The sequence below is a fragment of the Clostridium saccharobutylicum DSM 13864 genome (assembly GCF_000473995.1).
GTDB classification, from domain to species: Bacteria; Bacillota; Clostridia; order Clostridiales; family Clostridiaceae; genus Clostridium; species Clostridium saccharobutylicum.
This window is the reverse complement of record NC_022571.1, coordinates 3,752,571-3,767,386: the sequence shown is the minus strand read 5'-3', so window position 1 is coordinate 3,767,386 and position 14,816 is coordinate 3,752,571. Positions and strand designations below refer to the sequence as shown.

Genomic DNA, 14,816 nt, shown 5'->3' with positions numbered 1-14,816 from the left:
TTTTTACTATTCAATATTTTTATTTCCATGAGATTAATGGTTCTTTCCTTGGAACAGTTCTAAAATATTTCACATCAGGATATCCTATAACCATGCAAGTAACAATTTCTTTCTTTTCTTCAACCCCAAGAAAACTTCTGATTTCCTCATTTTCTTGTGCTGCAATGGCAAAAAAACCACTAAAAAATGTTCCAAGGCCTAAAGCATTAACTATAAGTTCCATATTTGATGATGCTAGAGAAGCATTTATTGGTGACTCGGATACAACAAGTATTAATGCAGGAGCATTAAAAAACAATTTATCATTTTTAGCATTTTCTTTATATGCTTTATACATCTTCAACCATAATTGAGCATACCGCTTATAAGGCATTGTCTGTGGATTTAAATTTGTAAGTATTTCTTCACCTTTGTTTTTAAGGCTTTCATAAATCAGTTCTTTTAATTTTTCCATATTGTCTTTTACAACTATATATGAAACATTTTGACTATTAGTTGCAGTTTGTGTAAATCTTCCAGATTCAATAATTTTAAGTATCTTTTCTGTTTCTACATCCTTATTTTTAAATTGTCTTGTTGATCTTCTAAACTTTATAAAATTAAGTAATGTATCTGCTTCAATATTAAATTCAGCTTCATTATAAGTTTTAACATCTTCCATTTTGTATTCATCTGTGGTGATTGCACCTTTAGGACAAACAGCAATACAGTGTCCACATTTTATACATGCTAAATTTCTAATCTTTGCTTTATTATCAACTACTTTAATTATTCCTGGAAAACAATCCTTAACACAAAGTCCACAGCCAATACATTTTTCTTTATCAACAATCATCATAATTTATTCATCCTCTCTATGAGCATTATAGTTTTTTATTTAATGTATTCTATAAGCAATCTTTTAAATCCATCTAAATTATATTTAAATGCAAATCTTACTACATTCCTTCGTTCTTCCGGTGTCATGTCACCGTCTAAAGAATCCAGCAGCATATTAAACATATTATTAAATACCATTTTTACTACTTTATAATTTTGAGTTGTTTTACATTTATCTTCTAAACCATATTCCTTAAGATAATCTTTCTCACTTTGTATTATATTTTCTAAAAGTTCTTCCTTTAAGTTTCCATATTTTGTACCTTGGCTACATTTCAATAAAATTAACAATCTCTTGCGATTTGCTATTAACCGATCTACATTTCTATGATTGGGAAGATAGTCTTCTAAATTCTGTTCATTATTAAAAAAAGCTCTTGTTAGGGTTGGAAATACATTATAATTATAATTTTTAAAAGCATCTACAAAATATTGTGGTAAAAGAGTATAAAATAAATCTTCTTTGTTTTTAAAATAAGTATAAATGCTGCCAACGGATACATTGGCTTTTTCAGCAATATCCTTTATTTTTGTATTTAGATATCCCTTTTCTAAAAATGTATCTATAGCAGATTTTTCAATTGACTGCCTGACTTCATCCTTTTTTACTTGAACCATTTTACTTTTAATCACCTCAAAACTGAATTTATAATTCAGTTTTATATTAGTACAAAATAGATTATTTGTAAATATTATTATAGGAATAGATAAATTTTCAACAACTAATATAATTAAAAATAAGTAAACAGTGTAGCAGTTATTGCGGCATATAAACAAGATTCAATATCATTGTTTGAAGTTATACTAGAATATGATGCTGATAATGAATTCTTTTTAAAAGATAAGATAGTTGCCCCAATATCATATTTATTAAGAATATCTTTAATATCCTGAATACTGAGAATACTAAATTGTTCTATGTATTTATCTTTTGCTAATTTAGAATTCATTTCAAATAGCTCATTTATCATTTAAATCTTCTTTACATTCTGAACATCTAATCACATCAGATTGTATAACAATCTGACTATTGTATATTTAACGTCTTCTTTTTCAATTGTTGCTATTACTTTCTTATGGCAATTCTCATAATACTTTATTATTTGTTTCGTAAATTTCCACATCACAATTTAAGATTGTTATAAAGTTTTAATAAGAATTATGAAATATACGGTATAATTATGTAAAAAAGTAATATAAGGGGTAAATAAAGTGAAGAGATTAAGAAATTTAATTGCAAGTTTATTAGTAGCAGTATCAATAATAGCATTAAATCCAATAGGTGCAAGTGCAAAATGGGAAGATGATTCTACTGGTCGTTGGTATTCAGAAGGTAATTCATGGGTTACCGGATGGAGACATATTGATGCAGATATGTACTATTTTGATGAGGATGGATATATGAAAACAGGATGGATACAGGATGGAGGCAATTGGTATTACTTAAATGACAATGGAACTATGGCTAAGGATATAGATGTTGATGGTTGGTATTTAAATGGTAATGGAGTAGGAGCAGAATGTGTAAAAGCTGAGGGATTTGATATTGATAAATCGACTGGTACAATAGCAAAATTTAGCCGAAAGGATGCTTTAGTAATTATACCAAGAGAAATTAATGGTATTAAGATAAAGTGTATAGGAGGTTATGCATTTAGAAACTGTAGGAATTTAAAAAGCATAACAATTCCAGACAGTGTAGAAATTATAAATAAATACGCATTTTCAAATTGTAAGAGTTTAACAAGTATAACACTTCCAAATAGTGTAGTAGAAATGGGGGATAATGTATTTGATGGATGCTCTAGTTTAACAAGCATAAAAATGCCGGATAGTCTAACCAAAATGGGAGTAAGTGAATTTTCAGCTTGTAGTAATTTAACAAGTATATCTATACCAAATGGTGTAAAGATAATAGATAAGTGGACATTTTATGCATGTCCGAACTTAACAAATGTAATAATTCCAAATAGTGTGACAACCATAGGACAGTCTGCATTTTTTCGTTGTACAAAGTTAACAAGCATAACAATTCCAAATAGTGTAACAAGTATAGATGACACTGTATTCTCTGGTTGCCACAATTTGACTAGTATAATAATTCCAGATAGTGTGAAGAGTATAGGACGTCAAGCATTTTATGGTTGCAATAATGCACTGTTTTATATTGATGGTGAAAATATAAAACAACAATTAATTAAACAGGGTATACCTACAAGTAGAATTATATTAAATGTTAAATAGCAAACAGTAATTAAATAGATGCATTTATATTTATAATACTTCATTTAAGTATTTCTTAACGAATGGGCAACGATGTTTGCTGTATGACAAGAGATAAAAAATATAAGGTAAAGAAAAAGCTTTATGAACTAGAAGAAAGACTAGAAAGTAAGTTGACTCTTTTGCGTAGCATTGCATTTAGAATATTTGTATAGGTATTTCTTAAGTAAAATTTGTTCCATTTTTGCTTGTCACCAGTTTGTCTGGGAGCATGCAGCAATGGAACAAATTTTATTGTTAGAAATCCATAGAAATATCCTATAGCAATCGAGCAAAAGAATGAACTTGCTTTCCGTTGATTACCACCTAACTTTATTTTAAAGATGAAATTACTTCTTCAGTTATTCTGATTTTACCTATTCTAGGGAAAATGTGGTCACAAACATAACTATGTTCTTGTTTAGTAGCAGCAGTCATTGCATCTTCAACAAAAATTTGATTATAACCATGTTGATAAGCTTCTCTTGCTGTAGTATCTACACCAATTCCAGTGGAAATACCGCATAGTATGATAGTATCAATTCCCCTACGTCTTAATTGTAAATCAAGGTCAGTACCGTAGAAAGCTCCCCATTGTCTTTTGGTTATAGTGTAAGCATTTGTGAATTTTTCTAATTCAGGTACATAGTTGTCCCAGCCTTTTGAAAAATGCATGGTATTACTTTGTAAATCAACACTTGGATGAACCATATCTTTTCCATCTAAAGAGGAAACTCTAACAAGAACTACAAAACCTCCTTTATCAGTAAATGTATCAATTAACTTGCACGAATTTTCAACAACTTGAGCGCCACTATGAGGAGCACGTTCACTATTTACAATTCCATTTTGTAGATCTATAACTACAAGTGCTGTTTTTTTTACATTGATAAATTCAGTTTCATTTATTAATTTTGAATCTTCCATTTTCTTTTCTCCCATTCCAATAAATTAGCTATTTTTTATTATTGTATCTCATTTACCATGTTTTGTCTTACATTACTTTACTTTGGGTTTTAAGTTAAATTACAGGTACAAAGTTGTCATGTATATTTTTCACAGGCAAATGGACTTGTTGTTTTTGGATTGTGTTTTATAATGATATTGGCTGTTAAATTTTATTTAATCATAATGTCCTATTTGTTTTTCAGTGACTTTATAGTTAACTATACTAATGCTTTGAAATATAGTGTACATTAGAAATAAGGGAAATTCTTTTGCGTAGTGTTGCGTTTATAATATAGCTGTAGCATTTCTTCATCATAGGTTGTTCAATTCCTGCATGTCATCAACTTGTTTGAGGAGCATGCAGGAATTGAACAACCTATGATGTTAGAAATTCACAGTTATATTATATAGCAACCGAGCAAAAGAATTCCCCTTATTTCGGTAAGTTACTACATAACGTAAGATCACAAGTTGCTTATTTTGCTAAATGTCCGACATGATTGCAATTGTCTAAATTAAGTTTTTTATAAACTTTGAAATAAACCCAAATTGCATTTAGAAATAATAATGCACTAGTAACAAAAAATACATATCTTATTCCAAAACATCCTGCTATTTGTCCACCTATGATTGAACCTGAAAAAGTTCCCAAATATGCAGCAGACATATTAACTCCAAAAATTCTGCCTGTAAGGTTATATGGTGTAATTTTCTTTATTAAAATATTAACAGATGGAGTAAGTCCGCCAGCAGTTAATCCTAATAAAAAGCGAAGTACCATTAGTTGCCAAGTGTTTTTAACAAAAGCTTGCGGTATAAAAGTTATTGCTGCCAATACAAGACATACAAATATAATTTTGTGTGCTCCTATTTTATCAGATAATTTTCCAAGTCTTGGAGCAGCAATTATATTTGCCAGTCCTGAAGCTGAGAATGTTATTCCAGCAAGTAATGAAATGTGAGCTGCATTGACGGAAAGCTGAGTAACATATACTGTTATAATTGGTTCTACTGAATACAATGCTAAATTTAATATGAAAAAAGTTACAAAAAGTGTGATTGTTAAATTTTTTTGAGGAATAGTATTCCATATATCTTTCATACTAAGTACTTCTTTATCTTCACGAGTGAAAGATTCCTTTACAAATAGACAGGTTGTAATAAATGCAATAAACATCATCGTTCCTGTTATGAAAAATACACTTTGCAAACCAAATGTTTCATCTAAAAAACCACCAATAGTTGGTCCAAGCAAAGAACCTGCAATGTTTGCTGTCGAAAGTGTTCCTAAAGCATATCCTGCATGTTCTTTGTCTGCTTGAGTTGCAATCAATGTAGTGCAGGCTGTACTATAACCACCAACAGTACCTTGCAATAATCTAAGTATTATTAATACATAGACATTTGGTGCAAAACCCATGCAGCCTATAATTATTGTCATACCAAGACTTGCTCTTAATAGCATTGGTTTTCGTCCAACTTTATCAGCAGCTTGTCCCCAAATGGGTGAAAAAATAGCTAAACTGATAAAAGTAATACCAAAAGCAATTCCAGAAAATTTTGAAATCAAATCTGTGTTTTCAACTCCAAGATGCTGTATAAAAAGGGGTAATACTGGAGCAATCTGGCTCATGCCGACACCTGTTACAAACATGCCAAACCAACACGCTATTAAATTTCTTTTCCACAATTTCATAATATAGTCCTTTCTTTTCTGATAAGTCAATTAAGGTATATCGCAAAGTGACAAATTAACATGCTAGTTTATTGTGCATAATATTTTGATTATTAAGCTCCTTTAATAGTCCACAATGATGTAAATATATAATTAAGTAAAATCAACATCGTACTCTGGACTTTTAAACTTTTTTATATACCTTAAACATAGAATTATATAAGAATAATATAAATCTTAATTTATTATTATAATATATGAATTTATAATATAAGAATAAACTATAAAATATAGTTTGTAAACTATAATATGTAGTTTGATAAAAATATTTTATCATGTTAAACTATTTTTATGAAATAAACTAATGGGGAGGATAAAATGGTTCAAAAACGAAATTTAACCAAGGAAAGGATTATTGAAGCTGCTTTTTTATTGGCTGATGAAATTGGGCTAAATCAAATTACATTTCAAAAGCTTGCAAAAGAATTGGACATAAAATATCCATCTTTATATAATCATTTCGCTAATATGGATGATCTTAAAATAAAAATGACTATATCTCTTTTAAACGATTTAAATTCGAATTTGATGCAAAGACTAATAGGTAAAAGTGGTGAAGATGCTATAAAGGAGTTTGCATATGCATATAGGGATTTTGCGTTTAAAAATAAGACTGGTTATGGACTTTATGTTAATGTTCCAAGCACAAAAGATGAGGAAGTAAAGAATTTATCAAAACAAACTAGCTCTATAATTCACAAGATTTTAGAGTATTATAGTACAGACAATACGTTTGTCATTCATAAAAGTAGAGCATTTAGGAGTTTATTACATGGATTTGTTTCGTTAAGTTCTCATGGATATTTTCAAAATCCAGTAAATTTAGAGGACAGTTTTAAATTTATGATAGATGATTTTATTTCATCTATTTCTAGAAATTAAATAGTATTTTATATACATAAACAATTGTAGAATATGATATCATTCAAAATATAAATTTCATTAGTACCGGATTTTGCTCATTCCGGGCTGGATAAGTATATGTAATTAAGTTACACATAAATTTAAATAAAATAAAGATCAACATGTAATAGGATTCGAATACATGTTGATCTTTATTTTATTGTTAAGGGGAAATATTTTATAAAAAACTTTTCTTAAATGTTTAAATTTATTATAGTATTTTCTTGTGTCAGAATTATGACATAAGATTTTTAATTTCGGCTGGGATTCACATAAGTTCTATTCTTATTGCAAATCACTATAATTACCTTTTATTATTAAATTTATGAAATCTTTTAGTATTACAATATATAAATAGAATTTTAAAATATAATTAAGCAATTGTTAAAAAAACAATTTTAAGCTGAGAAATATGTCGAATTTATAAAAAATATGTTATAATAATAATCAGATAAAGGAAGTGTATACCTTTTCTGAAAAATAATTTTAAAATGTAAAATACAATATTTTTGAAAATTCTAGGGGGAAAAATATGAAATGGTTCAGTAATTTAAAATTGAAATTAAAATTGGGACTCAGCTTTTTTATTGTATCCTTATTTATAATAGTGGTAGGTGTAGTGCTAACTTATGGTATGGATAAGATAAATTCTAATTCTAATGCTTTATATTCAGAAGATTTACAAGCATTAAGAAGTTTGCAAACATATAATGAAAATTCATTGCAATCACGTTTGCAAATACTTAATCTTGTTAATAGCAGGGATTCAAGTCAAGTTAATGAAACAAGAACAAAAATAAATGATTTGAGAAAACAAAATAATGAATTGTTAAAGAATTATGAACAAACTAATTTAACTGACGATGAAAAGAACATATACGAATCACTTAAAAGTGAATTAGCTGATTATAGAAATTCATCTGATAAAGTAATGGACTTAGTAGCTGATGGAAAATATGATGATGCGATGAATGTTAGTAAGGAAGGTACAATCATTAGAGAGAAACTAACAGATAATCTTGATAAATTAATTGAAATTATTGATAATGAAGCTGCACAAAGAAATGATTCTAATAATGCTGTGTTCAAAAAATTTAAATCTATAGGTAATGCTATAAGTGTTTTAGGATTCATTACAGCAATTTCATTTGGGCTTATTATAGCTAAGGCAATTTCTAAAAATTTCGAAAAAGTTGCTATTTTTGCTAGAAATTTAGAAAATGGTGATTTAACTCAATCAATAGACATAGATACAAAAGATGAAATAGGCGATATTGCGAAAGCATTAAATAATGCAAATACAGAAGTAAGAGAGTTAATAGAACAAATAGTAGATGGAGCTAATCATATAAGTTCATCAGGGCAGGAATTATCTGCTACTATACAAGAAGTTTCATCAAAGATGGAAGAAACAGACGAAGCAGTTGAACAAATATCAAAAGGTGCTCAAGATTTAAGCGCTATTACAGAAGAAGTAAGTGCATCATCTCAAGAAATTGGAGCGAGTACAAATGAACTTGCGAACAGAGCAAGTGGTGCTGCTGATTCAGTAAATGAAATAAAGAAACGTTCTCTTGAAATAAAGACAAAGGCTATAGAAAACATGAAGCAGTCAGAAATAATTCGTGAAGAAAAGAGAATTAATATTGAAAAGGCTATTGAAGATGGAAAAGTTGTACAAGAAGTTAAGTTAATGGCTGATGCAATAAGTGATATAGCATCACAAACTAATCTGCTTGCACTAAATGCAGCTATAGAAGCAGCAAGAGCTGGTGAACAAGGCAAAGGATTTGCTGTAGTTGCAGAGGAAGTAAGGATGCTTGCAGAACAAGCAGAACAGGCAGTTTCAAACATACATAAGATGGTAAAGCAAGTAGAAGCTGCATTTGAAAATTTGGCACAAAGTGGTGAAGAGGTACTAGAATTTATAGCTGAAAAAGTAACACCAAATTATGAATTTCTTATGAATACAGGAATTCAATATGAAAAAGATGCTGATTTTGTTAATGAGATAACCAGAGAATTTGCAGATTCAGCAAGCCAAGTTAATGAAGTAATAGAGCAGATAAATAAAGCAATGCAAAATGTTTCTGCAACAGCAGAAGAATCAGGTGCTAGTTCTGAAGAAGTATTCAATAATATCAACAAAATAACAGAATCGGTTAATAATATTGCACAATCAGCACATAATCAATCAGAACTGTCTCAAAAACTTAACGAAATGGTGAGAAAATTTAAAATATAGATATCCAAATCAAGACTTAGATTTATGTAATAACTAACTGAAATAGAGTTCATGCATTTGTTTCAGTTACTGAAAATTTTGATAGATGCTTCTAAGACTGCAAGTTGTACCCACAATGCTTGCTTCACAAACATGTTGTGAACAAGCACATGTGGAACAACTTACAATCTAAGAAGCATAGCTATCAAAATTTTTAACGTAACACTACACAAATACATGACCTCCATTTCTATTTTTGGATATATATTCAAAGCATAAGTTTAATTCTTAAATCTATGTAATAGCTACCCGAAATTCCATACATTTTTATTCCACAGGATTTATGCTATAAGTTACCAAAAGTAAGATGATTATTTTAATCGGTTGCTGGATAATTTAGTTGTGGATTTCTAACAGTAGAAGTTGTTCCATTCTCGCATGTTCCCAAGGCAAGCGCTCACTGAGAAAGTTCGAAGAACGAAATGTAAAATTTCTATTCTCACTTTTGTGACAAGCAAGAATAGAACAACTTTTGCTGAAGAAATACCTACAGCTTACAGTCAAATTATTAACGCAACACTAAGTAAAGTAATCCCCTTACTTTCTAGTATAGAATGCATTTTTTGAATTTTATGGTTAATATCTACACTAGAAATGAGAAATATTTTTGTGTAGTAAGCCTTTAAAAATGAGTTGGTAAGGCTTCTTAAGTAGTGAATCCAAATCTGTAGATTTGGAGTGAATCACTTATTCAGCGAACGAATGTGAATCGAGTTTCCTTTTTAGTTATCCACTTTATCCTGTCACACTGAACAGTGTTGATAATATAGCATATAATAATAGAACTCTTAAAAAGGAGTTCTATTAATTCATGATTTAAGAATATTGCTAATTACTTCTTTTGTTTCTTTTTAGTAGAATATATTAACGAATCAATCATTGTTCCTACTAACATACCTAAGCTCATACCAATATTTAAATTTCCAAGTATTTTTCCTAAAATCATTCCTGACGACATTCCTATTAGCATATAGAAAACTTTATATTGAACATCATTATTTTTTTCATCCATTAATTTAACCTCCTATCTTGTATAGTATAAATTACTATTTATATTATCATAATGATTTACTATTGGCTATTTGTTTAATTATATACTACATAACCACAAATATTCAAATATTTAGCATAACTATATATAAATCGATTCGCTAAATCTAAAGTCCTTTAATTTTATGTCGGAATGACATGTATGAGATTGTATTAATATGTTCAACATTGGATTAAATCACATGAGGTTATAATTTCACAAATAGAATATGATTTCTAGTTGAGATATTAACCAAAAGTAAGTTGAGTTCTTAAATTGAATATCTATAGAAAGATGTGATTAAACAAACTAAGAATTAGATTTAAACTTTGAAATATATTCTATTCCAGAAAGAAAGGGTACTATTTTAATGAGTGTTGCGTTTATAATTTAGCTGTAGGTATTTCTTCATCAGAAGTTGTTCTATTTCAGCTTGTCCTCAACTTGTTTGAGGAGCATGCTGAAATAGGGGCAACTTTTGATGTTAGAAATCCACAGCTAAATTATCTAGCAACCGAGTAAAATAGTACCCTTTCTTTTGCTGCGTTATATAATAAGTATTATTTATAGTTTAGATATCTATTTATACATGATATTTAACAAAAAGATTTAAAGTTATCATCATATTTTGTAGGTATAAATTCTGTAATTTCATAAGTAGCAACTTTTTCTTTGTAAAAAGGATCTTCCTTTATTATAGTATTAACTTCATCAATATTTTGGGCGTTACAAAGGATGATTCCTCCTGTACGTGGATTTTTTCTTCCTGAACAAATAAATTTTTCTTCTTTATAGTATTTTTCTAAGAAGCTTATATGAGTATCTAAATATTTTTCTACTTCGATAATAGGTTTGATATATGTAAGATTTAATATAAACATGTTGCATCTCTCCTTTAAATATAATATTATAATAATGACTGTGGTCGGTGACTATGGTCATTATTATATATTAATAATATAAGATAATCAAGGAAGGAATAAATATGTTAAGAAAAGAAAGAGCTATTTTGACTAAAAATAAAGTTTTTGAGACTGCTATTGAATTAATAAGAACAAAGGGATATGACAATGTTACAATAAGCGAAATATGTGAAAAAGCAGGAGTTGCAAAGGGTACTTTTTATGTTCATTATAAATCTAAAGAAGATATTATAAAAGAAAGCTACTATTCAGATATGAGTGAATTTGTTTTGAAAAATTATAAAAGATTAATTTCAGAAGACAATGATATGAGCATAAAAGATAAAATCGAAAAGTTTCTTATATCAGAATTTGAGTTTACCAATTATGTTGGATTTGAAATGACATGTCGTGCTTATATAACTAATTTAACTGAATGTATATCAAAAGAGACTAAACATTTTGAAAAACGAGATTTCACAAAAGAATTAAAAGATTTGATTTCAGAAGGAATTGATCAAAAAGTTTTTGATACAAACCAAACAAGTGAAGAAATATTTTTATATCTAGAAAGCTTTGTAAGGGGATTTATGGCTTCTTGGTGTTTTTCAAATTCAGAATTTGATATTGTTAAAGATGGAGAAAGATATATTAAAGAAATTTTAAGAAAATTGTAGTGATTAATTATGCAAAAAATTTTGCTGATAAATTTTGGACTATATGTAATAAAATAAAGTTTTACACTTAATTAACCAATAAATACAATGTCATAAACTTAAAATGTTTAAGTAAATTCATGTTTAATGTTTAGTAAATATAGTAAGAAGAGGATTTATCGATAAATGTTGCTTTGTAGGACTCTTTGATTAATGGTAAAATTAAGGACGCAGCTAGTAATGTGCTTGTATCTAAACGATCAAAAGAGATAACTAATTTGTATTACTTGAAAACTTCATTGCTACACATATAGGTGGTAATACAAAAGAATGTTTGAAACGAGTTGGAAACGCTGCAGTTGATAATCTTTTTGCTGTAATAGACAAAATAAAATAATTGTAAGGAGTTTTAATATGAATTTATTTTTACAGATGCTAAACTTACAATTTGCGATGTTCATTCTGATTATGATAGGTATAATTGCAAAGAAGTGTAAAATTGTTAATGGTGAATCACAAAAAAGCTTATCTAATTTATTAATTTATTTCATACTACCATGTAATATTATTGAATCATTCAAAGGAGAAATAACAACAGATTTAATTAGTAATTCTCTTTCAGCATTTTTAATTTCTGTTGTTATTCAAGTTGCTTCTATATTTTTAGGAAAACTTTTATTTGCACGTTTTTCAGACGAAATGAAACCTGTAATGAAATATGGACTTATATGCTCAAATTCTAGTTTTATTGGTTTACCAGTTATTAATAACATCTACGATTCAATTGGTGTTCTTTATGCGTCTATCGCTCAGATACCAATTAGAATTACTATGTGGACTTCTGGGTTAAGTGAATTTGCTGGCAAAGTGGATGAAAATGGTAAGAAGCAGCATGCTTTTACAAAGGAAACAATAAAAAGCTTAATTATACATCCGTGTATTGTTGCTGTATTCATAGGACTTTTAATTATGGCTTTTAATATACAGCTTCCTAATTGTATAGATAGAAGTATTGTTTTTATGAGTCAGTGTACAATTCCAGTATCTATGATAGTGATAGGATGCATATTGTCAGAGTGCAAAGTGAGCCAGCTTTTTGATAAAGCTATATTATATTTTACTTTTATTCGCTTGTTAGCGTTTCCTTTACTTGTTTTTGTTTTATTAAAGTTATTGAAAATAGATTCTCTTATAATAGGGGTATCTGTCTTGTTAACTGGAATGCCAGCAGGAACAACAACGGCAATACTTGCTGATAAATACGGTTGCGATGCTGCCTTCGGCTCAAGGGTTATATTTATTTCAACTATGTTTTCTATTATTACCATACCAATTTTATGTGCATTATTTTAATAGCAACTTTATATTTTATAATTGAAATGTATATTATGATAGGCAATGACTTACTTTTATGTATATAGAACGGTGTGATTAAACAAAGTTTTACAGGTGACAAATCGTTATAAATCAATATGTTAAGTAGTTATTTCTTACATAATTTGTTGCATAAAATATATTCTATTCCAGAAAGAAAGGGTACTATTTTACGGAGTGTTGCGTTGATAATTTAGCTGTAGGTATTTCTTCATCAGAAGTTGTTCTATTTAAGCTTGTCCTCAACTTGCTTGAGGAGCATGCTTAAATAGGGGCAACTTTTGATGTTAGAAATCCACAGCTAAATTATCTAGCAACCGAGTAAAATAGTACCCTTTCTTTCGGTTGATTATAACATAAGTCTAAATTCAAAGTTTCTTATATATATTGTATCCAAAATTTATTTTGAGATAGCACTATTTTTTTCAGAATGAGGAAGCATAAATACTAAAATGAGTGCTATTACTAAAATTAGAATTCCAAAGTAATAGGTATCCCTTTGTGCAAGAAGATAAGTACCATTACTATTTAAAGTAGTGTTTTGAGTATAAACTAGTTGACGTGAAGTTAGAATTACACTGCTGAATGCAACTCCTAATGTTTGTCCAAGATTACGCATAGTTGCAAGCATACCAGAAGCAATACCAGCATGATTTCTTGGAACTGAATTTAAAATTGCTGTATTTATGGAAGAAACACTTAGTCCATTTCCTATTCCCGTGCCTAGAAGTATAGCAATTATTATAGGGTAACTTGAAGATTCTTTTAAGGAGCTCATAAGAAGGCAGCTTATGCATATGAAGATTAATCCAATACATGATGGTAAACGTGTTCCGTGTTTATCAGTCATGCTTCCTCCAATAGGTGACATTATCATCATTGCAAGTGGAGAAGCAAGCATGACAAGTCCAGATGCATCAGATGGCATTAAGAGTATGTCTATTAAATAAAATGGCATGAGATAAATAAAAAGCTGTTGAACTAAATATGAAAGCATACATACGACATTTGCCATAGAAAATGTTTTGTTTTTAAAAAATTGTAAAAACATTAGTGGTATTTTTATGCGTTTTTCATGATTGATGAATATATATAATCCCAATATGGTTAAAATCATACATCCTATAAAGTAGAAGGATTTTAATCCCCAGTTACTGCTGAAATTAATAGCTATAGAAAAAGAACCTACTGATATTGCGAATAGTATAGCACCAATCCAATCCATATGTTTATTTTTAAAATCATCTGCTTTATCATCAGGCATAACAAAACAAGTTGAAATAAATCCTAAAAGACACAACGGAACATTAAAATAAAAAATAGAATGCCATGTAAAATGAGTTAATAGAAAACCACCAATTGTAGGGCCAGCAGCGAGTCCAATGGAAATAAATATGGAATTAATGCCTAGAGCCTTACCACGTTCATTTGAATTAAAAGTACGGCTGACTATTGCCTGGGTAATAGAAATCATAATACTATATCCTAATCCTTGCAAACAGCGGAAAAAAATCAATGTTCCTAAGTTTACTGATAATAAAGGAGCTGCTAAACACACTGCACCAAAAAATAAAAAACCAATCTTAAATTGCCGCTTGTACCCATAAAGTTCAGCTGTACGTCCTAGAATGAGTAGAGTACAGCATGGTATAAGTGAATATACAAGTGGCAGCCAGCTAACACTATTTTGATTTACACCAAATTCTTTTGCTAGAGTTGGAAGAGCAAGATTCAAGCTGTTTATAGAAAATGATGCTACTAGGTTTGCCATACTCGTAACTGCGAAAATCATCCATTTACTATAATTACTTTGACATATTTTATTCATTTTAAAAGATCTCCT

At 28.9% G+C, this 14,816-nt stretch carries 14 protein-coding genes; 6 read left to right on the top strand and 8 right to left on the bottom strand.

The window, feature by feature from the left end:
• Positions 1-19: 19 nt before the first annotated feature.
• The 3 genes from CLSA_RS16400 to CLSA_RS16390 form a co-directional block, all read right to left on the bottom strand.
• Positions 20-838: a nitroreductase family protein gene (locus CLSA_RS16400; protein WP_022747519.1), complete on the bottom strand. Its 819-nt coding sequence runs from the start codon at positions 836-838 to the stop codon at positions 20-22.
• Positions 839-873: 35 nt separating this feature from the next.
• Positions 874-1,497, bottom strand: a complete 624-nt coding sequence (locus CLSA_RS16395) for a TetR/AcrR family transcriptional regulator (RefSeq protein WP_022747518.1) — start codon at positions 1,495-1,497, stop codon at positions 874-876.
• 113 nt (positions 1,498-1,610) lie between these two features.
• The gene (locus CLSA_RS16390; RefSeq protein WP_140395260.1) at positions 1,611-1,829 is read right to left on the bottom strand and encodes a hypothetical protein; all 219 of its coding nucleotides are present in this window, start codon (positions 1,827-1,829) and stop codon (positions 1,611-1,613) included.
• A gap of 262 nt (positions 1,830-2,091) precedes the next feature.
• Here CLSA_RS16390 and CLSA_RS16385 point away from each other — a divergent pair, with 262 nt between their 5' ends.
• Positions 2,092-3,123: a leucine-rich repeat domain-containing protein gene (locus tag CLSA_RS16385; protein WP_022747516.1), complete on the top strand. Its 1,032-nt coding sequence runs from the start codon at positions 2,092-2,094 to the stop codon at positions 3,121-3,123.
• Between the two features lie 62 nt (positions 3,124-3,185).
• Entirely contained in the window at positions 3,186-3,317 is a 132-nt protein-coding gene (locus tag CLSA_RS24385) for a hypothetical protein (RefSeq protein ID WP_022747515.1), read from the top strand.
• Between the two features lie 157 nt (positions 3,318-3,474).
• On the opposite strand, the gene CLSA_RS16380 is transcribed toward CLSA_RS24385, so the two are convergent.
• Together CLSA_RS16380 and CLSA_RS16375 are read right to left on the bottom strand one after the other, a co-directional pair.
• The gene (locus CLSA_RS16380; RefSeq protein ID WP_022747514.1) at positions 3,475-4,068 is read right to left on the bottom strand and encodes a hydrolase; all 594 of its coding nucleotides are present in this window, start codon (positions 4,066-4,068) and stop codon (positions 3,475-3,477) included.
• A gap of 496 nt (positions 4,069-4,564) precedes the next feature.
• Complete coding sequence (locus CLSA_RS16375) at positions 4,565-5,785, bottom strand: multidrug efflux MFS transporter (protein WP_022747513.1); 1,221 nt, start codon at positions 5,783-5,785, stop codon at positions 4,565-4,567.
• 357 nt (positions 5,786-6,142) lie between these two features.
• On the opposite strand from CLSA_RS16375, the gene CLSA_RS16370 reads away from it, so the two are divergent.
• Together CLSA_RS16370 and CLSA_RS16365 are read left to right on the top strand one after the other, a co-directional pair.
• A complete protein-coding gene (locus CLSA_RS16370) occupies positions 6,143-6,706 on the top strand; it encodes a TetR/AcrR family transcriptional regulator (protein WP_022747512.1) in 564 nt (187 codons plus the stop codon).
• A gap of 553 nt (positions 6,707-7,259) precedes the next feature.
• Entirely contained in the window at positions 7,260-8,972 is a 1,713-nt protein-coding gene (locus CLSA_RS16365) for a methyl-accepting chemotaxis protein (RefSeq protein WP_022747511.1), read from the top strand.
• 871 nt (positions 8,973-9,843) lie between these two features.
• Here CLSA_RS16365 and CLSA_RS16360 read toward each other — a convergent pair.
• Entirely contained in the window at positions 9,844-10,023 is a 180-nt protein-coding gene (locus CLSA_RS16360; RefSeq protein WP_022747510.1) for a hypothetical protein, read from the bottom strand.
• Between the two features lie 614 nt (positions 10,024-10,637).
• Positions 10,638-10,922 carry a YciI family protein gene (locus CLSA_RS16355; protein WP_022747509.1) on the bottom strand — a complete coding sequence of 95 codons (285 nt, stop codon included), beginning with the start codon at positions 10,920-10,922 and terminating at the stop codon, positions 10,638-10,640.
• 104 nt (positions 10,923-11,026) lie between these two features.
• On the opposite strand from CLSA_RS16355, the gene CLSA_RS16350 reads away from it, so the two are divergent.
• Together CLSA_RS16350 and CLSA_RS16345 are read left to right on the top strand one after the other, a co-directional pair.
• Positions 11,027-11,620 carry a TetR/AcrR family transcriptional regulator gene (locus tag CLSA_RS16350; protein WP_022747508.1) on the top strand — a complete coding sequence of 198 codons (594 nt, stop codon included), beginning with the start codon at positions 11,027-11,029 and terminating at the stop codon, positions 11,618-11,620.
• A gap of 393 nt (positions 11,621-12,013) precedes the next feature.
• The gene (locus CLSA_RS16345; protein ID WP_022747507.1) at positions 12,014-12,952 is read left to right on the top strand and encodes an AEC family transporter; all 939 of its coding nucleotides are present in this window, start codon (positions 12,014-12,016) and stop codon (positions 12,950-12,952) included.
• Positions 12,953-13,373: 421 nt separating this feature from the next.
• Here CLSA_RS16345 and CLSA_RS16340 read toward each other — a convergent pair whose 3' ends face one another.
• Positions 13,374-14,801, bottom strand: a complete 1,428-nt coding sequence (locus CLSA_RS16340) for an MFS transporter (protein WP_022747506.1) — start codon at positions 14,799-14,801, stop codon at positions 13,374-13,376.
• Positions 14,802-14,816 lie beyond the last annotated feature (15 nt).

Coding starts and splice junctions, on each gene's coding strand:
- CLSA_RS16400 (WP_022747519.1), bottom strand. CDS start 838: ATGATGATTGTTGATAAAGAAAAATGTATTGGCTGTGGACTTTGTGTT.
- CLSA_RS16395 (WP_022747518.1), bottom strand. CDS start 1,497: ATGGTTCAAGTAAAAAAGGATGAAGTCAGGCAGTCAATTGAAAAATCT.
- CLSA_RS16390 (WP_140395260.1), bottom strand. CDS start 1,829: ATGAATTCTAAATTAGCAAAAGATAAATACATAGAACAATTTAGTATT.
- CLSA_RS24385 (WP_022747515.1), top strand. CDS start 3,186: ATGGGCAACGATGTTTGCTGTATGACAAGAGATAAAAAATATAAGGTA.
- CLSA_RS16380 (WP_022747514.1), bottom strand. CDS start 4,068: ATGGAAGATTCAAAATTAATAAATGAAACTGAATTTATCAATGTAAAA.
- CLSA_RS16375 (WP_022747513.1), bottom strand. CDS start 5,785: ATGAAATTGTGGAAAAGAAATTTAATAGCGTGTTGGTTTGGCATGTTT.
- CLSA_RS16370 (WP_022747512.1), top strand. CDS start 6,143: ATGGTTCAAAAACGAAATTTAACCAAGGAAAGGATTATTGAAGCTGCT.
- CLSA_RS16365 (WP_022747511.1), top strand. CDS start 7,260: ATGAAATGGTTCAGTAATTTAAAATTGAAATTAAAATTGGGACTCAGC.
- CLSA_RS16360 (WP_022747510.1), bottom strand. CDS start 10,023: ATGGATGAAAAAAATAATGATGTTCAATATAAAGTTTTCTATATGCTA.
- CLSA_RS16355 (WP_022747509.1), bottom strand. CDS start 10,922: ATGTTTATATTAAATCTTACATATATCAAACCTATTATCGAAGTAGAA.
- CLSA_RS16350 (WP_022747508.1), top strand. CDS start 11,027: ATGTTAAGAAAAGAAAGAGCTATTTTGACTAAAAATAAAGTTTTTGAG.
- CLSA_RS16345 (WP_022747507.1), top strand. CDS start 12,014: ATGAATTTATTTTTACAGATGCTAAACTTACAATTTGCGATGTTCATT.
- CLSA_RS16340 (WP_022747506.1), bottom strand. CDS start 14,801: ATGAATAAAATATGTCAAAGTAATTATAGTAAATGGATGATTTTCGCA.